Origin of the sequence: Pantoea sp. AS-PWVM4 (genome assembly GCF_000468095.1) — a bacterium.
GTDB lineage: Bacteria > Pseudomonadota > Gammaproteobacteria > Enterobacterales > Enterobacteriaceae > Pantoea > Pantoea phytobeneficialis.
This window is the reverse complement of record NZ_ASZC01000017.1, coordinates 157688-179137: the sequence shown is the minus strand read 5'-3', so window position 1 is coordinate 179137 and position 21450 is coordinate 157688. Positions and strand designations below refer to the sequence as shown.

Below are 21450 nucleotides of genomic sequence, written 5' to 3'. Positions count from 1 at the left end.
GCGGCGGTGGAAGCCGCGCGTGCCGGAGAACAGGGTCGTGGTTTTGCCGTGGTGGCCGGTGAAGTGCGCAGTCTGGCCCAGCGTAGCGCCCAGGCGGCGAAGGAGATCAAGGGACTGATTGAGGACTCGGTCAATCGCGTTAATACCGGTTCCACGCTGGTAGGCACCGCCGGGGAAACCATGAGCGATATCGTCAATGCGGTGACGCGCGTGACGGACATTATGGGCGAGATTGCATCGGCGTCGGACGAGCAGAGCCGGGGTATCGACCAGGTCGGCCAGGCGGTGACCGAGATGGACCGCGTAACGCAGCAGAACGCCTCGCTGGTGGAGGAGTCGGCGGCAGCGGCAGCGTCGCTGGAAGAGCAGGCGAGTCGCTTAAGCCAGTCGGTGTCGGTGTTTAAAATCCCGCGTGCGCAGGCCGTTGCCGCCGTGACGCGTCACCCGCAGATTGCGCCGAAGCTGCTGGATACACCGCGTAAAGCGGTGACCGCGCCAGTCAGCGACAGCAACTGGGAAACGTTCTAACCCCCGCACTGACTGACAGGCATATACGGAGCGGCGCGATAAATCGTGCCGCTACGATAAGTGCCAGTGGACAGACTCAGCTGGTCCAACCCCTTCTATCCAACATAAAGATCACCCCCTGGACGCCGATAACAGAAGCGATCCGCCAACCAATGAGGTGTTTATGTTTAGTCGTGTTCGTGTCGTTTCCGGCCTGCTGTGTGTGCTGGCGCTGTTTGCCTTACTACAGCTGTTTTCCGGAGGGATGTTTTTTCAAACGGTGAAAGCCGATAAGGATAATTTTGCCTACAACCAGCGCCTCAGTACCTTGCAGCGGGCGATGGGCACCTCATGGGTTTCGTTGGTTCAGGCGCGCAACACGCTGAACCGTGCCGGAATCCGTTATCTGCTGGACACTCAGCAGGCTGGTTCGGGTGCTACCGTGAAAGAATTGGTGGCATTGGCCAGTGAGGAACTGAAAGTGGCCGATCAAGGGTTTGCTGAATTTAACGCCAACCTGTCTGAAAAGGGTAAAACGGCAGAAAACGTGCTGACGCTTCAGGCGAATTACAACGCTTATCACGGCGCGTTGCAGGAACTGATCGATTTTCTCAATACCGGTAACTTCAAAGGATTTGTCGACCAACCCACTCAAGGATTCCAGGACAAATTTGCTAAGGATTACAACGCCTGGCTGAGTTACAACAAAATTCTCGCCCTGCGCGGCATTGATGACAACCTGGCTGCCTATCACAAGTCAGTCTGGCTGATTGTCGCCATGCTGGTGGTGACGCTGGTGTTGATCGCCCTGGTGTGGAGCGGGATGCGCACTGCGTTGATCCGCCCGCTGACGCAGAGCATCGAACATATCCGCCATATTGCGCGCGGCGATCTGACGCAGCAGGTTGAGGTTAATGTGCGCAACGAAATGGGTGAGCTGCTGAGTTCTCTGCAACATATGCAGCAGGAACTGGCCCGCACCGTCCGTACCGTGCGTGATGGATCTGACGCCATTTATACCGGTGCCAGCGAAATCGCGATGGGCAACAACGATCTCTCCTCACGTACCGAGCAGCAGGCGGCATCGCTGGAGCAGACTGCCGCCAGCATGGAGCAGCTGACTGCCACCGTCAAACAGAACGCCGAAAATGCCCGTCAGGCCTCACAGCTGGCGCTGACTGCGTCAGAAACCGCCCAGCAGGGCGGCAAAGTGGTGGATGGCGTGGTCACCACCATGAAAGAGATTGCCGGTAGCTCGAAGAAGATTGCGGATATCACCAGCGTGATTGATGGCATCGCCTTCCAGACCAACATTCTCGCGTTGAACGCGGCGGTGGAAGCCGCGCGTGCCGGAGAACAGGGTCGTGGTTTTGCCGTGGTGGCCGGTGAAGTGCGCAGTCTGGCCCAGCGCAGCGCCCAGGCGGCGAAAGAGATCAAAGGTTTGATCGAGGACTCGGTCAGCCGTGTTGATACCGGCTCGGTGCTGGTGGAAAGCGCGGGTGAGACCATGACCAACATCGTCAATGCGGTCACGCGCGTGACCGACATCATGGGTGAGATTGCCTCTGCGTCGGACGAACAGAGCCGGGGTATCGACCAGGTGGGTCTGGCGGTTAACGAGATGGATCGCGTTACGCAACAAAACGCCGCGCTGGTGGAAGAGTCAGCCACTGCGGCGGCGGCACTGGAAGATCAGGCCAGCCGACTGAAACAATCGGTGGCGGTGTTCAATATCGGTAAAGAATTTGTCGCCCAGGCCGTTAACGTAACTACAGCGCCAAAATTATTGCGTCCGGCTGCCTCTAAAGCACTGGCACAACCGGCAGGCGCCCGCGCTGACGATAACTGGGAAACCTTTTAAACCTGTGGCCGTGGCAACACGGCCCCTGTACCTGGGTGCGCACTGGCAGCACAGTAGCAACCGCAGTAATCACAATTTAATCAGTTTGTTGCCGGGTGACCTGAGATGAAGAAATCGACGTTAATGGATCAAAATGAAGCGACCTCGCTGCTTACGCAGATGGTGCAGCGCCTGCCGCTTTCTGATGCGCACTTTCGTCGTATCAGTCAGCTGATCTATCAGCGAGCAGGCATCGTGCTGGCCGACCATAAACGCGAGATGGTTTACAACCGTCTGGTACGTCGCCTGCGGATGCTGAACATTGATGATTTTGGCCGTTATCTGGCGCTGCTGGAGCAGGATCCTAACAGCGCCGAGTGGCAGGCATTTATTAATGCCCTGACCACCAACCTGACGTCTTTTTTCCGTGAGGCGCACCATTTTCCTATCCTGGCCGATCATGCGCGGAAGCGCAGTGGTAGCTACAGCGTGTGGTGTGCTGCGGCGTCCACCGGCGAAGAACCTTATTCGATCGCCATGACGCTAGCGGAAACGCTGGGTAGCGGGCCGGGGAAGTTTCAGGTCCATGCCAGCGATATCGATACACAGGTGCTGGAAAAAGCGGTTGCAGGCGTTTATCGCCAGGAAGAGTTGCGCACGTTGTCGCAATCGCAGTTGCAGCGCTTTTTCCTGCGTGGCACAGGCCCGCATGAAGGGATGGTGCGGGTGCGTTCGGAACTGTCGAGCCAGGTCAGCTATGCCCAGCTCAATTTGCTGGCGAATGACTGGTCGCTGCCTGGCCCCTTCGACGCGATCTTTTGTCGCAACGTGATGATCTATTTCGATAAAGAGACGCAGGAGCAAATCCTGCGCCGTTTTGTTCCCCTGCTGAAGCCAGGCGGCGTGCTGTTTGCCGGGCATTCAGAGAACTTCAGCCAGATCAGTAAAGAGTTCTGGCTGCGTGGACAGACAGTCTATGGACTGACCAAGGAAAGACGATGAGCAAAATCACCGTGATGTGCGTGGATGACTCTGCGCTGATGCGGCAGTTGATGACCGAAATCATCAACAGCCATCCTGATATGGAGATGGTTGCGACTGCACCGGACCCGCTGGTGGCGCGTGACCTAATCAAGCAGTACAACCCGCAAGTGCTGACGCTGGATGTGGAAATGCCGCGCATGGACGGCCTCGATTTTCTCGAAAAGCTCATGCGTCTGCGTCCGATGCCGGTGGTGATGGTGTCATCCCTCACCGGGAAAGGTTCCGAGATCACCCTGCGGGCGCTCGAGTTGGGGGCGGTGGACTTTGTCACCAAGCCGCAACTCGGTATCCGTGAAGGCATGTTGGCTTATAGCCAAATGATCGCCGACAAAATCCGCGCCGCGGCACGGGCTAAATTGCACGTTCGTACCGCCACGGCGGTGCCAGCCACGTTGAAAGCGGTGCCGTTACTGAGCAGTGAAAAGCTGATTGCCATTGGTTCCTCAACCGGCGGCACCGAGGCGATTCGCCATGTGCTCCAGCCGCTGCCCGCGACCAGCCCGGCGCTGCTGATTACCCAGCATATGCCACCGGGATTCACCCGATCGTTTGCTGAGCGGTTGAATAAATTGTGCCAGATCACCGTGAAAGAGGCGGAAGACGGCGAACGTATTCTGCCCGGTCATGCCTATATCGCGCCGGGTGCGATGCATATGGAGCTGGCACGTAGCGGCGCCAACTACGTGGTGAAGATTAACGACGCACCGCCTGTCAATCGTCATAAGCCGTCAGTGGACGTGCTGTTCCGATCGGTGGCGGTCAACGCCGGACGAAATGCAGTGGGCGTGATTCTGACCGGGATGGGGAACGACGGCGCGGCCGGGATGCTGGAAATGCATCGCGCGGGTGCCTGGACCATCGCGCAGGATGAAGCCAGTTGCGTGGTATTTGGCATGCCGCGCGAGGCGATTGCACTCGGCGGTGCCAGCGAAGTGGTCGATTTGGGCCACATCAGCCAGCACATGCTGGCGAAAATTAGCGCCGGACAGGCATTGCGAATTTAACAGGCCCGTCCTGCCGGGCGAGACAACACAGGAGTAGATATGGCTGATAAAAATATGCGCTTTTTGGTGGTGGACGATTTCAATACGATGCGTCGTATCGTTCGCAACCTGTTAAAAGAGCTGGGATTCAATAACGTTGAAGAGGCAGAAGACGGTGCTGATGCACTGACGAAACTGCGCGCAGGCGGCTTTGACTTTGTGATTTCCGACTGGAACATGCCCAACATGGACGGTCTGGAACTGCTGCAAACCATCCGTGCCGACGCCACGCTGGGCAAACTGCCGGTATTGATGGTCACCGCGGAAGCGAAGAAAGAGAACATCATCGCGGCGGCGCAGGCTGGGGCCAGCGGATATGTGGTGAAGCCGTTTACTGCGGCCACACTGGAAGAAAAATTGGGCAAGATCTTCGAAAAACTGGGTATGTAAGGAGATGTGATGAGCGACCTTCCGAAACCAACAGAAGAAGTCTCGGCACAGGATATCATTTCCCGCATTGGTTCGCTGACGCGCATGCTGCGTGACAGCCTGCGCGAGCTGGGGCTGGATCAGGCGATTGCAGAAGCGGCGGAAGCGATTCCTGATGCGCGTGACCGTCTGGATTATGTGGTGCAGATGACAGCGCAGGCCGCTGACCGTGCGTTGAACTGCGTTGAAGCGGCGCAGCCGCACCAGGACAAAATGGAAGCCGGGGCCAACCAGCTGAAAGGTCGCTGGGATGCCTGGTTTGAAAACCCAATTGAGCTGGCGGATGCTCGCGAGTTGGTTACGGATACGCGCGAATTCCTCTCCGCCGTACCCGAGCACACTGCGTTTACCAATAAGCAGCTGCTGGAAATCATGATGGCGCAGGACTTCCAGGATCTGACCGGTCAGGTGATCAAGCGCATGATGGATGTGATCCAGGAAATTGAGCGCCAACTGTTGATGGTGCTGCTGGAAAACATGCCAGAAGTGAGTGCCGAGCAGCGTAAGCAAAGCACCAGCCTGCTGAATGGTCCGCAAATCCATTCGGACGCGCCGGGTGTGGTAGCAAACCAGGATCAGGTGGACGATCTGCTGGATAGTTTAGGGTTTTAATTAACCGGGTCGCTTCGACAGCGACCTTTCTGCTATGCGTAGCGGCGCGATTTATCGCGCAAATGTTTTGGCGCGTTTACCGGTACCCGCGCGATAAATCGCGCCGCTACGATCACATTGCCCGGCGTTGTGCCACGGCCAGTGGGGCAACCAACACCTGCACCCCCAATGCTTCAAACGCGGCAATCTGTGCGGGGGTAATGCCGCTATCCGTTATCAGATAGTGAATATGGCTCCAGTCACAGGGCAGGGCGAACATCGATACCTTGTCGATCTTGCTTGAATCCGCCACGACATAAACGGTGCTGGCTGAGTTAATCATCGCCATCTTCACCTTGATGTCCGTCTCACTGGGAAAACTCAAGCCCAGGCGGGGTGAGATACAGGCGGTGGCAAGAAACAGCTTTTCTGCCAGGACATTCTCAAAAAACGAAGCGGCCTTCTCTCCCGATGTTGATAACGTCGGAAATTTAAAGGTGCCGCCGGTCAGTAAGATATTGATACCCGGCTCTCCGCCCAGCTTCAGTGCGATATTCACCGCCGTGGTAATTACCGACAGACGACGGATATGCCCGATCGCCTCAGCAATCGCCGTGGTGGTGGTGCCGGAATCGAAAATCACCGTATCGCCGTTTTCCACATAATGTGCCGCGAGACGGCCAATCGCCTCTTTCTCTTCCAGATGCGTCTGACGCTCCAGCAGCAGTGCGCCGGTATTCTGCTTGCCAGTCATCAGCGTGGCACCGCCGTGGTAGCGTTGCACATGCCCGGCCTTCTGCAACATACGCAGATCGGTCCGGATGGTCGCTTCGGTTAAGCCAAAGGTTTCTGTCAGCGCTTTTACGGTGACCGTGCCGTCTTCACGGATCATCTCCAGGATCTTGTCACGGCGCTGTTGCATATCGGCCAGCTGCTCAGTTTTGCTTTTCAATCGAAACGCTCCCTTTTTCCAATCACGGTCTGATCTCTGCAAAAAGAAACCCGAGCTGATTTTACTCTGCGCGTGCCGGATTTGCGAGATGGCTCGCGCACATATGTATTTTCGAACGAAAATGATGTTGGGTTATGAGATTGATTTCGCAGAAAGGCGATAGCGTCTTTATCCATGCCTGTTTTTTGCATAACAAATAATTATTATTTAATTCAGCGAGATAAAAAATATTCCAGTAATTTGTATGAAATTTGATCTCACCCACAAACCGTTAACAAACGATAGCTTATATTTTTGTTCGAAAATGAGTGGCGTAAGTCACAACCCGACCAACCATAACCAGAGCCATCGACAAACAACCAAGGAGAGTGAGGATGAGTGGGGAATATGATGTCAATCTGCGCTACGGCGTGAACACCGATCTTGATCTGACCGGCAAAGTGGCGGTGGTGACGGGCGGTCTCGGCGGTATCGCGATGGCAACGAATGCCATGCTGCTGGAGAAAGGAGCCCGGCTGGCGCTACTTTACCCGCCCTTCGAAAGTGACAAAGTCGCCAGCGTCAGCAGCCAGTTTGATGCCGGTCGCGTGTTGTTGGTCTGCTGTGATGTTACCGATCCTGTCTCGGTGGAAGAGGCGTTCGCGACCGTGGAGCAGCATTACGGCCAGCTCGATATCCTGGTGAACTGCGCGGGCTACGTCATGTTGCAGCCGGTACTGGAAACCGATTTTGCCGAATGGCAGAAGCAGATCGCCGTCAACCTCACCGGGCCTTTCCTTTGTTCACAGGCGGCTGGCAAACGCATGGTGCGTGCGGGTAAGGGCGGCAAAATTATCAATATCGCCTCACAAGCGGCGTCCATCGCCATTGATAACCATGTGGCCTACACCTCAGCCAAAGCCGGTCTGCTGGGAATGACCAAAGTGATGGCGAAAGAGTTCGCCCCGCATCGCATCAACGTCAACACCCTGTCACCGACGGTGGTGCTGACACCAATGGGGGAAAAAGCCTGGCGTGGTGAGAAAGGGGAAAAAATGAAAACCCTGATCCCGCTGGGGCGTTTTGCCTACACCGACGAAATCGCTGCGGCCGTGCTGTTTTTTGCCAGCAACGGCAGCGACATGATCACCGGTGCCGATCTGATGATCGACGGTGGTTTCACCATTTGGTAATTCCGCGCCTGCACCAGAGAAGGCGACACCCTGCAAATGTAATAATTACAAAGAGAGACATCACCATGAAAACCCGTACCCTGCTGTTTACTGCTCTTGCCGGTTGCCTGGTTTCGCATGCCAGCCTCGCGGCGGATAAAGGCACCATCATGATTTTGGTGAATTCACTGGATAACCCTTATTACGCATCTGAAGCCAAAGGAGCCAACCTTAAGGCGCAGGCGCTTGGTTACAAAACCACCGTGCTATCGCATGGTGAAGATGTGAAAAAGCAGAGTGAACTGATCGATGCCGCTATCGGTAAAAAAGTGCAGGGTATCGTGTTGGATAACGCCGACTCCACCGCCAGCGTGGCCGCGATTAAAAAGGCTAAAGATGCCGGTATTCCGGTGGTGCTGATTAACCGTGAAATTCCGGTGGATGATGTGGCGTTGGTGCAGATTACCCACAATAACTTCCAGGCCGGTTCTGATGTTGCCAACGTGTTTGTCGAGAAGATGGGTGAAAAAGGCAAATACGCTGAACTGACCTGTAACCTCGCAGATAACAACTGCGTTACCCGCTCTAAATCCTTCCATCAGGTACTTGACCAATACCCGGATATGCAAAGCGTGGCACGCCAGGATGCCAAAGGCACCCTGATTGACGGCAAACGCATTATGGACAGCATCTTGCAGGCGCACCCGGATGTGAAAGGGGTGATTTGTGGCAACGGTCCGGTAGCGCTGGGTGCCATCGCTGCGCTGAAAGCGGCAGGGCGTAATGATGTCATCGTGGTGGGCATTGACGGCAGCAACGATGAGCGCGATGCGGTGGAAGCGGGTTCATTAAAAGCCACCGTGATGTTACAGGCACAGGCGATTGCGGCAGAAGGGGTGACGGATCTTGATAACTATATCCAGAAGGGCGCGAAACCCGAGAAACAACGTGTGATGTTCCGCGGCATTCTGATCACGCCGGACAATGCGAAAAACGTGCAGGATTTTAATTACAAATCTTAATTACGTACAGGTGCGCCCGCGTGCCGGGCGCCAGGGAGAATGTGATGTACAGACGACTCTGGCTACTGCTTCCTGTCGTGATCCTCAGCGGTTGCCGCATTGTGTCGCAGCAGGAGCTGGCCGACCTGAAAAATCCCCCCAATCCGCAGATGGCGAATATCCCACAAACGTGGCAGCAGAAGCTGGTGCCACAGGTGGCGCATGAGGCTAAGCCCCTTGCGCAATTGATGAAAGAATTGCAGTCGGCGAAGGATTTTGACGCTGCCTGTAAAACCTATGGTTATCGCAGCCAGGAAGAGAACCCCTGTGTATTCAGCGTCAGCGTACAGGGGGAGGTGACGGCGGTGAACACCACCTCGCGCAGTGGAAAAATGACGGTGAAAGACAGTTCCGGTGAAGAGGTCACGGTGCAGATGGGGCCGATTATTCGCGGCACCGCCTTGCGTGATGTGTATAAAGGCGCCAGCTATCAGGATTTCAATGATCAGGTGCTGTTTGGTGACTATGGACGGGCCATCAACCAGCAGGCCTCGAATATGATGCAGGGGTTTAAACCGCAGGTGGGCGATAAAGTGGCGCTGGCTGGCGTGTTCAGCAGCTGGGATATTCCGCAACAGGCCCCGGATATCACCCCGGCGCAAATCACCCGGCAATAAGGAGATGGCGATGCAAAGTCTTCAGCCCGCCGAACAGTCGGATGTGATTATCGAAACCCGGAATGTTTCGCGCATTTATCCAGGCGTCACCGCCCTGGACCAGGTCAATTATCGCGTTTATCGCAATAAGGTGAACGTGTTAATTGGCGAAAATGGGGCGGGTAAATCCACCATGATGAAAATGCTGGCGGGGGTGGAAACACCGTCCTCTGGTGAAATCTTGCTGGATGGTCAACCGGTTTCGCTGCACTCCACCCATCAGGCCGAACAACACGGCATCAGCATTATCTTTCAGGAGCTGAACCTGTTCCCGAATATGAATGTGATGGACAACATCTTTATCGCCAACGAGTTTTTCCAGCGTGGGGTGATCAACGAAAAATATCAGTACGCGCTGGCGAAATCGCTGCTGGAGCGACTGGAGCTGGATGTCGATCCCTATGCCCCATTGGGGGAACTGGGCATTGGGCATCAGCAGTTGGTGGAGATTGCCCGTGCGCTGTCGAAAGATACGCGGGTGCTGATTATGGATGAGCCGACCAGCGCGCTCAGTCAGTCGGAGGTGAAGGTGCTGTTCAACGTGATTGAACAGCTGAAGCGACGCGGTGTGACCATCATCTACATCTCACATCGGCTGGAGGAGCTGATGGAGATTGGCGACCATATCACCATTTTTCGTGATGGGCGTTTTATCAGTGAGCGTGAAGTTCGTGATGCGTCAATCCCGTGGATCATCGAGCAGATGGTGGGTGATAAGAAAAAGCATTTTGATTACCAGCCAGCCCCCCACGGCGACACGGTACTGAATGTTAGCGGTTTGACGGCGCTGCATCAGAACGGTGGCTACAAGCTGAATGACGTCTCATTTTCGCTACGGAAAGGTGAGGTAATCGGTATCTATGGCCTGCTGGGCGCCGGGCGTACCGAATTGTTTAAGGGGCTGATTGGCATGATGCATTGCCAGTCGGGTAGCGTCAGCCTGAACGGGGAAATCCTCGACCGGCAAAACTTCCAGCAGCGACTGAAAAAAGGCATCACCCTGGTACCGGAAGATCGCCAGACCGAAGGTGTGGTGCAACTGATGTCGATCACCGCCAACATGACGCTGACGGAACTCAGCCTGCGCGGTTTTCGTCGTGCGCTGCGTCTGCTCAGCCCGCAAAAGGAACAGCGGCGGGTGGATGAAATGATCGGCCATCTGGCGATTAAAGTCAGCGACCCCGAACTGCCAATTACCTCACTCAGCGGCGGTAACCAGCAGAAAGTGGTACTGGGTAAAGCATTGATGACCGGTCCCCAGGTGGTGCTGTTGGATGAACCGACACGCGGCATTGATGTTGGGGCAAAAACCGATGTGTACCACCTGATTGGCAACCTGGCGCAGCAAGGGCTGGCGGTGATGTTCTCCTCTTCCGAACTGGATGAGGTGATGGCGCTGGCAGACCGCATTCTGGTGATGGCCGATGGCCGCATCACCGCCGATCTGCCACGACGTGAAGCGACCAGGGAAGCCCTGATCAGCGCTTCGACACCGCATGACTGAGCCTTCCGGAGAAAATCATGAATCAGAAATATTTGCTTTATATGTATCTGCTGAAGGCGCGTACCTTTATTGCCTTATTAATTGTCATCAGTTTTTTCAGCCTGATGGTGCCGAACTTTCTGACCACCTCCAACCTGCTGATCATGACCCAACATGTGGCGATTACCGGTTTATTGGCCATCGGCATGACGCTGGTGATCCTGACGGGGGGTATCGATCTGTCGGTAGGGGCAGTCGCCGGGATTTGTGGCATGGTGGCCGGGGCGTTACTCACTAATGGCCTGCCATTGTGGGGCGGCAACGTGATGTTCTTCAACGTACCGGAGGTGATTCTGGTGGTGGCGCTGTTTGGCGTGCTGCTGGGATTGATAAATGGCACGGTCGTGACGCGTCTGGGTGTGGCTCCCTTTATCTGCACCCTCGGCATGATGTATGTCGCACGCGGATCGGCGTTGTTGTTCAACGACGGCAGCACTTACGCCAATCTGGTGGGGATGCCCGCGTTAGGTAATACCGGTTTTGCGTTGCTCGGTTCCGGCACGGTGTTGGGTATTTACATCCCTATCTGGCTGATGGTGGGTTTTCTGCTGCTTGGCCTCTATCTGACTCGCAAGACCCCCCTTGGGCGCTATATCTATGCCACTGGCGGCAACGAATCCGCGGCACGCCTGGCGGGTGTGCCGATCATTAAAGTAAAGGTGTTTGTTTACGCTTTCTCCGGCCTGTGTGCGGCGCTGGTGGGATTGGTGGTGGCTTCACAGCTGCAAACCGCACATCCGATGACCGGCAATATGTTTGAGATGGATGCGATTGGTGCCACGGTGTTGGGGGGAACGGCGCTGGCGGGGGGGCGTGGCCGGGTATCTGGCTCAATTATCGGGGCATTTGTCATCGTATTTCTGGCCGATGGCATGGTGATGATGGGTGTCAGTGATTTCTGGCAAATGGTGATCAAAGGCCTAGTGATTGTCACGGCGGTGGTGATTGATCAGTTCCAGCAAAAATTACAAAGCAAGGTGGTGCTGCTGCGCAGGCATGAAAAAAAGCAGCAATCAGCCGCCCTGTCTGAAGTCACACACGGATAACAGGAGGCAATATGACGCGCGATTTTAGTGGAAAGACAGTGGTGATTACCGGTGCCTGTCGTGGCATTGGTGCGGGCATTGCCGCGCGATTTGCGCGCGACGGTGCGCGGCTGGTCATGGTGTCGAATGCAGAACGGGTGTTTGCAACGGCGAAGCAGTTAACGCAGCAGTACGGTAGCGAGATCCTGGCACTTCAGGTGGACGTCACCGACGAGGCGCAGGTACAACAGCTTTATCAGCAGGCGGCAGAACGCTTTGGCAGTATTGATGTATCCATTCAGAATGCGGGTGTCATCACCATTGATCGCTTCGACACCATGCCTAAAAGTGATTTCGAAAAGATTTTGGCGGTGAATACGACCGGCGTTTGGTTGTGCTGCCGCGAGGCCGCGAAATATATGGTGAAGCAGGGGGGCGGTAGTTTGATCAACACCTCATCCGGCCAGGGGCGACAGGGGTTTATCTACACCCCGCATTATGCCGCCAGCAAGATGGGGGTGATAGGTATCACGCAAAGTCTGGCGCTGGAACTGGCACCCTGGCACATCACCGTTAACGCTTTTTGTCCGGGTATCATTGAAAGCGAGATGTGGGATTACAACGACCGGGTGTGGGGCGAAATCCTCAGCAATGAAAAGAAACAATACGGTAAAGGCGAGTTGATGGCCGAATGGGTGGAGAATATTCCGCTGAAGCGTGCCGGGCAACCGGAGGATGTCGCCGGGCTGGTGGCCTTTCTCGCGTCTGATGATGCGCGCTACATCACCGGGCAAACCATTAACGTCGATGGCGGTTTGATTTTTTCTTAAAAGTACGTGCAGGTTGCCAGCAATGGCAACCTGCGCGATAAATTGCGCCACTACGAATCCAGCAACACCAAAATTCACCGGCAGTATCCACCCATAGCCGTAATCAGACTGCATCAGGCTGCGAAAACGCAGGAATATGTTAAGGTAAAAAGAAGTGACTTTGTGATGGACCTCTGATTTTTACCTGAACTGAACCCTGATTTTGCCCATGCTACCTGCTGTTTTATTGTCCTTATCCCAACGTTTCGTCCTCGGTGCGCTAGCACTGCTCTCCGTGATGCCTGCCGTTCAGGCGTTTACCCGCGAGGCTGCGATCTCTGACACGCCATTCAGCGATGCAACGCGTTTTCAAAAAATGGCCGAGGCACTCCCCGCGCTGGGTTACCAAAACGACAGCAGCAATTTCTCCCAAAGGCTGGCCGATATGGCCAAAAGCATTGGTGAAGCCAGTGAAAGTAGCAGCGACACGACCTTTGGTCATCAGGCCGGGATCTGGGCGTTTAATCATTTTCGTGAAGAGGTGGCACAGCGGGTGTCGAGCGAAGGGGAGTCGTTACTTTCCCCCTATGGCAACGCGCAAATCGATTTTGCTGTTGATATGAATGGCAGTTTCACCGGGAGTGGGGCTGAATTGCTCACCCCGTGGGCTGACCGCAATCGCTACCTAACTTTCAGCCAACTGGGATTCCATCAAACCGATGATGGGTTGGTGGGTAATGCCGGGCTGGGCCAGCGTTGGGTTGCCGGTAACTGGCTGCTGGGTTACAACGCCTTTGTTGACCATATGTTTACCAGTCGCTTGCAGCGCGGCTCCCTGGGCACCGAAGCCTGGGCGGATTACCTGCGTTTTTCAGCCAATTACTATTATCCGTTATCCGGCTGGCATAATGGCGATTCCACGCAGCAACAGCGTATGGCTCGCGGCTATGATTTCACCACTCAGGGTTATCTGCCATTTTATCGCCAGCTGGGCGTTTCCGTCAGTTGGGAGCAGTATCTGGGGCAGGATGTTGATCTGTTTAATTCCGGTACCCTTTATCACAATCCATCGGCGCTTACCTTCGGGTTGTCCTACACCCCGGTGCCGCTGGTCACCGTTTCCGCCAGCCACAAAACCAGCAGTGAAGGGGAGAGCCAGGATCAGTTCGGACTGCGCCTCAACTATCGCTTTGGTGTGGCATTAAGTCAGCAACTGAGCGCCGATAACGTGGCGGCAGCCCGCTCACTGCGCGGCAGTCGCTATGATACGGTGACGCGCAACTACACGCCGGTGTTGGAATATCGCCAGCGCAAAACGTTGACGGTTTTTCTCGCGACGCCACCGTGGCAATTGAATGCGGGGGAAAGCCTGCCATTGAAACTGCAAATTCGCGCTGCCAATGCCATCACGGGAGTGAGCTGGCAGGGTGATACTCAGGCGCTGAGCCTGACGCCACCTGCCAATAATCAGGATCCCCAGGGCTGGAGCATTATTATGCCTGCATGGGATAGCACGCCGGGTGCCAGCAACAGCTATCGCCTCGCGGTTACGTTGGCAGACAGCAAGCAACAGCGTGTGACGTCAAACTGGATTACCTTGCAGGTTGAGCAACCGTTTGAAATGGAGTCGGCGAGCGATAACCGGTTTGACCTGTTGGAGCCGTAGCCAGAGCAAAGAAAAGGGCAGCTTTCGCTGCCCTTTTAGCATCCGGTTGACACAGGCCGGATGTGCAATGAGGGTAAACGCCCTTAGAACTGGTACACCAGACCCACAACAGTGATGTCGTCGGTCGCCAGACCCAGCGGGTTGTTGTCCTTCAACAGGTTGATGCGGTATTCCGCATAAGTGGACATGTTTTTGTTGAAGTAGTAAGTGGCACCAATTGAGGTGTACTTCACGATATCCGCATCGCCGATGCTTTCAATGTCTTTACCTTTGGAAGAGACATAAGCCACAGACGGACGGAAACCGTTCAGGAACTGGTACTGCGCAACGGCTTCGAAGTTGACAGCTTTGTTAGCAAAGCCACCAGAGATCGGCGTAGCGTTCATGGTCTGACCATACATGGTCGCCAGGTAAATCTGGTTAGCATCATATTTGATTGCGGTAGCCCAGTGCTGCGCTTTGTCACCGTGACCACGGGTGGCGGCGTTCTGGGTTTCAGTACGATCCAGGCTGGCGTAACTACCCACCACGCTCAGACCGAAGTCGAAATCGTACGAGGTTGACAGGGCGAAACCGTCACCGTTAGAACGACGTACCGCGATGTCAGAGTAGCTGGTGCGGTCGTTTTTGCCTTCGTACTGCGCAGCAATATTCCAGCCTTTCACCAGACCGAAGAAATCTTTGTTACGCCAGGTCAGCACGCCAGTTGAACGGCCAGACAGGAAGGCGTCAGTGTAACCAGAGTCACCGCCGAAGAATGGCAGCATGTCGGTGTAGCCCAGAGCATCGTAAACCAGACCATAGTTGCGGCCGTAATCCAGTGAACCGAACTCACCGTATTTCAGACCGGCGTAGCCCAGACGGGTACGGTTACCGGTTTGTGAATCAGAACCACCTTCAGAGCGGCTCAGGCTGTACTGGTACTGCCAGAAACCATAGCCGGTCAGCTGGTCAGTGATTTTGGTTTCGCCTTTGAAGCCCAGACGGGTGTAAGAGGACGTTTCACCATCGTTGCTGCTGTCATCGGAAAACAGGTGTGAAACGTTAATTTTGCCGACCAGGTCGAGTTTGTTGCCATCTTTGTTATAGATTTCGGCGGCCTGAGCCGTAGAAAGTCCCAGCAGTAACGGCATTACTGCTGCCAGTAAAGTGCGCTTCATCATTTAATTTTTTACCCTGTGTTATTTTTTAATTGTTGCCCTGCAATGGGGCGAAATGAAAATGACACAAAAGGTTCAAGATCGAAAGTGCAATAAATGTAACTAAATATTTCTCGTTGGCTTTTTGTGCGAAATTTAATCTTCAATTCCATTATGTGGGATTGTTTATTGTTTTTACTTATCTCTCATTATGACGTTGTTAACATTAAATTAATATATAACTAAATGATTTTATTGATTTATGTGTTTTTTGATTATTTGTGTCTAATAGGTTTTCTGATGCTCGTAAATAGCACAAGCCTATGTGTTTTTGTTCAATAACAAATACGCTGCGCCTGATAATAATTAGCATGATCACTTTTTCTATAAACACACTGTTTCTGGTTATTTCTAAAATTATAATAACCTTAGTCACTAACATTATTAGGTTCATACGGAGAAGAGGAGTGGCGAAAAAAAACGCAAAGGTGTTATTTATTTGTTGGCTTTTGTATTAAAAATGACCATTCCGTGTGGTTATTTCCACGCACCACTATCGCACTTTTGTGCACTGTTATGGTTCGGTCTGAACCATTTTGGTGCTTGCGCTGCGTCATTCTGGCGAAATATTTCCTCGGCGATCACAAAAGCAATATTTCATTTTGTGAATGCATAAATCCGCTTAAGAATTCTCTGGCATATAGACGCCATCAGACGGTTATTCACTTTTTATGCAGTTAAAGTGAATAGGCGCTGGTGTTAACTCATTGATATTTCGTTGGTGAAACCCGTTTATGCATTTTTTCCGCTGGCTGGCACGGTTACTGCAATATACAGTTAAGCTGAAAGTCACCGGTTTTTAACAATTTTAAAACAAAGGCTTCACCTGGTGTGGAGCAGGAGAAAGGGCTATGTCACTGCAGGTTTCACGTCACGATTTCGATCAATGGATGATGCCGGTTTATGCACCCGCTGCGTTTGTACCGGTGCGTGCCGAAGGTTCAACACTTTGGGATCAGCAGGGCAAAGATTACATCGATTTTGCCGGAGGAATTGCTGTCAATGCTCTCGGGCATGCGCATCCGGCGTTGCAACAGGCGTTGCAGGAACAGGCCAGCAAACTGTGGCATACCGGTAACGGTTACACCAATGAACCGATTTTGCGCCTGGCGAAGCAATTGATCGACGCGACTTTTGCAGACCGGGTGTTTTTCTGTAACTCCGGTGCCGAAGCCAACGAGGCGGCACTCAAGCTGGCACGCAAAGTGGCACATGATCGCTTTGGCGCGGAAAAAAGTGGCATCGTCGCCTTTAATAATGCCTTCCACGGACGCACGCTGTTTACCGTCACCGCCGGGGGACAGCCTGCGTATTCCCGCGATTTTGCCCCGTTACCGCCTGATATCCAGCATGCCCCTTTTAATGATCTGGAAGCTGCGGCAGCCATGATCAATGACCACACTTGCGCGGTGATTGTTGAACCGATTCAGGGCGAAGGTGGTGTGGTACCGGCTGACCCGGCTTTCCTGCGCGGTCTGCGCGCACTGTGTGATAAGCATCATGCAGTACTGATCTTTGATGAAGTGCAAAGCGGCATGGGGCGTACCGGTTCCCTTTATGCCTATATGCATTACGGCGTGACTCCGGATGTCCTCACCACCGCGAAAGCGCTGGGAGGTGGCTTCCCGATTGGTGCCATGCTGACACGCGAAGATCTGGCGCTGGTGATGGGTGTCGGTACGCACGGTACCACCTACGGCGGTAACCCGCTGGCCGGCGCTGTCGGTGGCAAAGTGGTGGAGTTGATTAACCAGCCTGCGTTTATGGCCGGGGTTGCGGAACGCCATCAGTGGTTCGTCACGGCGCTGGAGGAACTGAATCAGCGTCTGCCGTTATTTAAAGAGATTCGCGGTCTGGGTCTGCTGATTGGTGCCGTGCTGAATGATGATTTTGCTGGTAAAGCCAAGCAGTTTAACCTCGCAGCGGCGGAAGAGGGCGTGATGGTACTGATTGCCGGTGCCAACGTGGTGCGCTTTGCCCCGGCGTTGAATATCAGCGAACAGGAAGCCAAAGAAGGTTTGGCGCGTTTCGCCCGTGCCTGTGAACGCGTGCTCAAAGGAGCAGCATCATGATGGTAATCCGCCCCGTCGAACGTGACGACCTTGCGCAGTTACTGTCGCTGGCGGGCAAAACCGGTGGCGGCCTGACGTCGCTACCGGCGGATAGCACGACCTTGCAGGCGCGTATCGAACGTTCCTTGCAGACCTGGCAGGGGGCACTGCCGCGTGCCGAGCAGGGGTATGTGTTTGTGCTGGCTGACAGCAAAGACAATCGTGCGGTGGGCATTTGTGCCATCGAAGTTGCGGTCGGTTTGCAGGATCCCTGGTACAACTTCCGTGTTGGCACTCAGGTGCATGCATCGAAAGAGCTGAATGTCTATGCCAGTCTGCCGACGCTGTCGCTGAGTAACGACCACACCGGCAGCAGTGAGTTGTGCACGCTGTTTCTCGATCCCGACTATCGCGATGGTAAGAATGGCTATCTGCTGTCCAAATCGCGTTTTTTGTTTATGGCTAATTTCCGCGATCGCTTTATGAAACATGTGGTTGCGGAGATGCGAGGCGTCAGCGATGACCAGGGCCATTCTCCGTTCTGGGACAGCGTTGGCAGTCGCTTCTTTTCGATGGAGTTCAGCAAGGCTGATTTCCTGAGCGGCACTGGTCAGAAAGCCTTTATCGCCGAACTGATGCCGAAACATCCGTTATATATCCATTACCTGAGTGAAGAAGCGCAAAAAGTGATTGGCGTGGTGCATCCGAAAACTGCGCCCGCCCGGGCAGTGCTGGAAGCTGAAGGGTTTCGTTACCTCAACTATGTCGACATTTTCGACGGCGGTCCGACGCTGGAGTGTGAAATTGACCGCATCCGCGCCATTCGTAAAAGTCAGTTGCTGACGGCGGTGGCCGGTGAAGCCAGTGAAGAGTGGCCGCTGTGTCTGGTGGCTAACCTCGATTATCAACAGTTTCGCGTGGCGCTGCTGCCGGTGGATATCGCTTCCGGTCGCGTGCGCCTCAACGACAGTCAGCGTGATGCGCTGTGCTGTGCTTATGGCGACAACCTGCGTGTGGTCACGTTGGGTCGCGAGGAGAAAAAAGCATGACGCATTTTATTAACGGTCAATGGCTGACCGGCGGCGCTGAAGCCTTTAGCAAACAAAATCCGGTCAGCGGTGAAACTCTGTGGCAGGGCAAATCCGCGTCAGCTTCTCAGGTCGCTGCGGCCTGTGAAGCGGCGCGCGCCGCATTTCCACACTGGGCGCGTAAGCCTTTTGCCGAGCGCCAGGCGTTGGTGGAAGCCTTTGGACGTCAGTTGGACGCGCATAAAAATGAACTGGCTGAGACGATCGCCCGTGAAACCGGTAAACCTCGTTGGGAAACGCTGACTGAAGTGCAGGCGATGATCAACAAAATCGCCATCTCGATAAAGGCATACCATACCCGCACCGGCGAAACGGCGGAGGGAGAAAGCTCGCTACGTCACCGGCCACACGGCGTGCTGGCGGTCTTCGGTCCGTATAACTTTCCGGGCCATCTGCCGAACGGCCATATCGTACCTGCCTTGCTGGCGGGTAACTGCGTGGTGTTTAAACCAAGCGAACTCACGCCGATGACGGCGGAAAAAACCGTGCAACTGTGGCAAAAAGCCGGTATCCCCGCCGGGGTACTTGGCCTGGTACAGGGCGGTCGCGATACCGGTCAGGCGCTGGCGGCGGAAACCCAGATTGATGGCCTGCTGTTTACCGGCAGTGCGGCAACCGGTTATCACCTGCATCGACAATTTGCCGGGCAGCCGGAAAAAATGCTGGCGCTGGAGATGGGCGGCAACAACGCTTTGATCGTCGAAAATCCGGCGGATATTGATGGCGCGGTGCATATCGCCATCCAGTCAGCGTTTATTACCGCCGGGCAGCGCTGTACCTGTGCCCGTCGTTTGCTGGTGAAACGGGGGGCGGCGGGCGATGCCTTTTTACAACGTCTGGTCGAGGTCAGTGCCCGCTTGCAACCTGCGGCCTGGAATGCCGAGCCTCAACCCTTTATGGGTAGCGTGATCTCCCCAACCGCTGCCGGGCAGATTTTTGCCGCCTGGCAAAAGCGTGTGGATTTGGGAGGCAACGTGTTGCTGGGGATGCACTGGCCCGATCGCGACAGCGCCATCATTACGCCGGGTATCATTGATATGACAGAGGTGCGTGCGTTACCGGATGAAGAAGTGTTCGGCCCGCTGTTGCAGGTGGTGCGCTATGACAACTTTGAACAGGCGATTCGCCTGGCGAATCAGACGCGCTATGGCCTCTCCTGTGGCTTGATTTCACCTGATCGCGCGCAGTTCGATCAGTTATTACTGGAAGCCCGCGCGGGTATCGTTAACTGGAATAAACCGCTGACCGGCGCGGCCAGTTCCGCACCGTTTGGTGGTATTGGTGCCTCCGGTAACCATCGCGCCAGCGCCTGGTATGCGGCGGATTATTGTGCCTGGCCGATGGCCTCGTTGGAGAGCCCCAGTCTTGATCTGCCGGGCACGCTGTCGCCAGGTCTTGATTTCTCTGCGGCGGGGGCGGCGAAATGAAAGCCTTTGAAGCCAACTTTGACGGCCTGGTGGGGCTGACGCATCATTACGCCGGATTATCCTTCGGCAACGAAGCCTCGACACGCAACCAGTTGCAGCCCTCCAACCCGCGTCTCGCGGCGAAGCAGGGGCTGCTGAAGATGAAAGCGCTGGCCGATATGGGCTATGTGCAAGGGGTGATTCCACCACACGAACGTCCCAATCTGCCACTGCTGCGGCAGTTGGGTTTTAGCGGCAGTGATGAACAGGTGCTGGCACAGGCAGCGAAACAGGCACCACAACTGCTGTCGGCCGCCAGTTCCGCTTCGGCTATGTGGGTAGCGAACGCTGCCACCGTCTCACCGTCAGCCGACAGCGCCGATGGGCGCGTGCATTTCACCGTGGCTAACCTCAACAACAAATTCCATCGCGCCATTGAAGCGCCGGAAACCGCCGATTTGCTGCGTGCTATCTTCCGCGATCCGCAGCATTTCAGCGTCCATGATGCGTTGCCGCAGGTGGCGCTGTTTGGCGATGAGGGGGCGGCTAACCATAACCGTTTCGGCGCGGATTACGGTGATGCCGGGGTGCAGTTGTTTGTTTATGGTCGTGAGGGCAAGTCATCAGGCACAGAACCGGCGCGCTATCCGGCACGCCAGACGCGAGAGGCCAGTGAGGCGGTGGCGCGCCTGCATCAGCTGTATCAGGAACGCACGGTCTATGCCCAACAGAACCCGGCGGTTATCGATCAGGGAGTGTTCCATAACGATGTTATCGCGGTGAGTAACCAGCAGGTGTTCTTCTGTCATGAGGACGCCTTTGTCAATCAACCCCAATTGCTGGCAGATTTGCAGTCGCGAATTCCCGGCTTTTGCGCGATTGAAGTGCCGCGCAGTAAGGTTTCGGTCGCCGATGCGGTCAATACTTACCTGTTTAACAGCCAGCTGTTGCAACGGGCCGATGGCGGTATGCTGCTGGTGTTGCCGGAGGAGTCACGCCAGCATAGCGGCGTATGGCGTTATCTGAGTGAACTGGTGGAGAGCGGTGGGCCGATTCGTGAGCTGAAGGTGTTTGACCTGCGCGAAAGTATGTACAACGGCGGTGGCCCAGCTTGTTTACGGTTACGTGTGGTACTGACGGAAGCGGAGCGTCAGGCGTTGAATCCGGCGGTATTGATGAATGACCGCCTGTTTGGCGTCCTCAATGACTGGGTCGACCGCCATTATCGCGATCGCTTAACCCAGGCGGATTTGGCCGATCCGCAATTGCTACGTGAAGGGCGCTACGCACTGGATGAACTGACACAGCTGCTAGACTTAGGCTCTGTCTACGCATTTCAGCGCTGACGCCGGGGGCGCATATGTCGCCCCTTGATTTACGTAAGGAGAA

Annotated in this window: 19 protein-coding genes; 17 read left to right on the top strand and 2 right to left on the bottom strand. The window is 54.9% G+C overall.

Going from position 1 to position 21450, the window contains the following annotated elements; genetic code table 11:
- The 6 genes from L579_RS16420 to cheZ form a co-directional block, all read left to right on the top strand.
- Nucleotides 1–528: methyl-accepting chemotaxis protein (locus tag L579_RS16420; RefSeq protein ID WP_036626963.1), on the top strand; the 528-nt coding region annotated here is incomplete at its 5' end.
- A gap of 163 nt (nt 529–691) precedes the next feature.
- Nucleotides 692–2368, top strand: coding sequence for a methyl-accepting chemotaxis protein (locus L579_RS16415; protein ID WP_021185307.1), 1677 nt, complete (start codon nt 692–694; stop codon nt 2366–2368).
- Between the two features lie 105 nt (nt 2369–2473).
- On the top strand, nt 2474–3349 hold the full coding sequence (gene cheR, locus L579_RS16410; protein WP_021185306.1) for a protein-glutamate O-methyltransferase CheR: 876 nt from the start codon (nt 2474–2476) through the stop codon (nt 3347–3349).
- A complete protein-coding gene (locus L579_RS16405; RefSeq protein ID WP_021185305.1) occupies nt 3346–4395 on the top strand; it encodes a protein-glutamate methylesterase/protein-glutamine glutaminase in 1050 nt (349 codons plus the stop codon). The genes cheR and L579_RS16405 overlap by 4 nt, the downstream gene beginning before the upstream one ends.
- 39 nt (nt 4396–4434) lie before the next feature.
- Nucleotides 4435–4824 (top strand): chemotaxis response regulator CheY, encoded by a 390-nt coding sequence (gene cheY / locus L579_RS16400; protein ID WP_013508787.1) that lies wholly within the window; start codon nt 4435–4437, stop codon nt 4822–4824.
- Nucleotides 4825–4833: 9 nt separating this feature from the next.
- Nucleotides 4834–5475, top strand: a complete 642-nt coding sequence (gene cheZ, locus L579_RS16395) for a protein phosphatase CheZ (protein ID WP_021185304.1) — start codon at nt 4834–4836, stop codon at nt 5473–5475.
- A 112-nt stretch (nt 5476–5587) separates the two neighbouring features.
- On the opposite strand, the gene L579_RS16390 is transcribed toward cheZ, so the two are convergent.
- A complete protein-coding gene (locus L579_RS16390; protein ID WP_013508789.1) occupies nt 5588–6406 on the bottom strand; it encodes a DeoR/GlpR family DNA-binding transcription regulator in 819 nt (272 codons plus the stop codon).
- A 374-nt stretch (nt 6407–6780) separates the two neighbouring features.
- Here L579_RS16390 and L579_RS16385 point away from each other — a divergent pair, with 374 nt between their 5' ends.
- The 7 genes from L579_RS16385 (at nt 6781) to L579_RS16355 (ending at nt 14317) form a co-directional block, all read left to right on the top strand.
- Entirely contained in the window at nt 6781–7578 is a 798-nt protein-coding gene (locus L579_RS16385; RefSeq protein WP_021185303.1) for a GolD/DthD family dehydrogenase, read from the top strand.
- A gap of 65 nt (nt 7579–7643) precedes the next feature.
- Entirely contained in the window at nt 7644–8579 is a 936-nt protein-coding gene (locus L579_RS16380; protein ID WP_021185302.1) for a D-ribose ABC transporter substrate-binding protein, read from the top strand.
- A gap of 44 nt (nt 8580–8623) precedes the next feature.
- Nucleotides 8624–9235 (top strand): DUF2291 family protein, encoded by a 612-nt coding sequence (locus L579_RS16375; RefSeq protein ID WP_021185301.1) that lies wholly within the window; start codon nt 8624–8626, stop codon nt 9233–9235.
- Nucleotides 9236–9245: 10 nt separating this feature from the next.
- Nucleotides 9246–10778, top strand: coding sequence for a sugar ABC transporter ATP-binding protein (locus L579_RS16370; RefSeq protein ID WP_021185300.1), 1533 nt, complete (start codon nt 9246–9248; stop codon nt 10776–10778).
- 17 nt (nt 10779–10795) lie between these two features.
- Nucleotides 10796–11863, top strand: a complete 1068-nt coding sequence (locus L579_RS16365) for an ABC transporter permease (RefSeq protein ID WP_021185299.1) — start codon at nt 10796–10798, stop codon at nt 11861–11863.
- Between the two features lie 11 nt (nt 11864–11874).
- Complete coding sequence (locus tag L579_RS16360; protein ID WP_021185298.1) at nt 11875–12672, top strand: glucose 1-dehydrogenase; 798 nt, start codon at nt 11875–11877, stop codon at nt 12670–12672.
- A gap of 208 nt (nt 12673–12880) precedes the next feature.
- Nucleotides 12881–14317, top strand: a complete 1437-nt coding sequence (locus tag L579_RS16355; protein WP_051337982.1) for a YchO/YchP family invasin — start codon at nt 12881–12883, stop codon at nt 14315–14317.
- Between the two features lie 83 nt (nt 14318–14400).
- Here the strand turns inward: L579_RS16355 and L579_RS16350 are convergent, their stop codons facing one another.
- Entirely contained in the window at nt 14401–15480 is a 1080-nt protein-coding gene (locus tag L579_RS16350; RefSeq protein ID WP_021185295.1) for a porin, read from the bottom strand.
- An 887-nt stretch (nt 15481–16367) separates the two neighbouring features.
- Here L579_RS16350 and L579_RS16345 point away from each other — a divergent pair.
- The 4 genes from L579_RS16345 to astB are packed head-to-tail and all read left to right on the top strand — an operon-like array spanning nt 16368 to nt 21407.
- Entirely contained in the window at nt 16368–17588 is a 1221-nt protein-coding gene (locus L579_RS16345) for an aspartate aminotransferase family protein (protein ID WP_021185294.1), read from the top strand.
- On the top strand, nt 17585–18616 hold the full coding sequence (astA, locus tag L579_RS16340; RefSeq protein ID WP_021185293.1) for an arginine N-succinyltransferase: 1032 nt from the start codon (nt 17585–17587) through the stop codon (nt 18614–18616). Before L579_RS16345 ends, astA begins: the two co-directional genes overlap by 4 nt.
- Nucleotides 18613–20082, top strand: coding sequence for a succinylglutamate-semialdehyde dehydrogenase (gene astD / locus L579_RS16335; RefSeq protein WP_036626960.1), 1470 nt, complete (start codon nt 18613–18615; stop codon nt 20080–20082). The genes astA and astD overlap by 4 nt, the downstream gene beginning before the upstream one ends.
- Nucleotides 20079–21407, top strand: coding sequence for an N-succinylarginine dihydrolase (gene astB, locus L579_RS16330; protein ID WP_036626958.1), 1329 nt, complete (start codon nt 20079–20081; stop codon nt 21405–21407). The genes astD and astB overlap by 4 nt, the downstream gene beginning before the upstream one ends.
- The last annotated feature ends 43 nt before the right edge of the window (nt 21408–21450 follow it).

Excerpts from the sequence above, each read along its gene's own strand:
- L579_RS16385 (WP_021185303.1), top strand. The coding sequence starts at position 6,781 with ATGAGTGGGGAATATGATGTCAATCTGCGCTACGGCGTGAACACCGAT.
- L579_RS16355 (WP_051337982.1), top strand. The coding sequence starts at position 12,881 with ATGCTACCTGCTGTTTTATTGTCCTTATCCCAACGTTTCGTCCTCGGT.
- L579_RS16370 (WP_021185300.1), top strand. The coding sequence starts at position 9,246 with ATGCAAAGTCTTCAGCCCGCCGAACAGTCGGATGTGATTATCGAAACC.
- L579_RS16350 (WP_021185295.1), bottom strand. The coding sequence starts at position 15,480 with ATGATGAAGCGCACTTTACTGGCAGCAGTAATGCCGTTACTGCTGGGA.
- L579_RS16380 (WP_021185302.1), top strand. The coding sequence starts at position 7,644 with ATGAAAACCCGTACCCTGCTGTTTACTGCTCTTGCCGGTTGCCTGGTT.
- astB (WP_036626958.1), top strand. The coding sequence starts at position 20,079 with ATGAAAGCCTTTGAAGCCAACTTTGACGGCCTGGTGGGGCTGACGCAT.
- L579_RS16375 (WP_021185301.1), top strand. The coding sequence starts at position 8,624 with ATGTACAGACGACTCTGGCTACTGCTTCCTGTCGTGATCCTCAGCGGT.
- L579_RS16360 (WP_021185298.1), top strand. The coding sequence starts at position 11,875 with ATGACGCGCGATTTTAGTGGAAAGACAGTGGTGATTACCGGTGCCTGT.
- cheY (WP_013508787.1), top strand. The coding sequence starts at position 4,435 with ATGGCTGATAAAAATATGCGCTTTTTGGTGGTGGACGATTTCAATACG.
- cheZ (WP_021185304.1), top strand. The coding sequence starts at position 4,834 with ATGAGCGACCTTCCGAAACCAACAGAAGAAGTCTCGGCACAGGATATC.
- astD (WP_036626960.1), top strand. The coding sequence starts at position 18,613 with ATGACGCATTTTATTAACGGTCAATGGCTGACCGGCGGCGCTGAAGCC.
- L579_RS16415 (WP_021185307.1), top strand. The coding sequence starts at position 692 with ATGTTTAGTCGTGTTCGTGTCGTTTCCGGCCTGCTGTGTGTGCTGGCG.
- astA (WP_021185293.1), top strand. The coding sequence starts at position 17,585 with ATGATGGTAATCCGCCCCGTCGAACGTGACGACCTTGCGCAGTTACTG.
- L579_RS16345 (WP_021185294.1), top strand. The coding sequence starts at position 16,368 with ATGTCACTGCAGGTTTCACGTCACGATTTCGATCAATGGATGATGCCG.
- cheR (WP_021185306.1), top strand. The coding sequence starts at position 2,474 with ATGAAGAAATCGACGTTAATGGATCAAAATGAAGCGACCTCGCTGCTT.
- L579_RS16405 (WP_021185305.1), top strand. The coding sequence starts at position 3,346 with ATGAGCAAAATCACCGTGATGTGCGTGGATGACTCTGCGCTGATGCGG.
- L579_RS16365 (WP_021185299.1), top strand. The coding sequence starts at position 10,796 with ATGAATCAGAAATATTTGCTTTATATGTATCTGCTGAAGGCGCGTACC.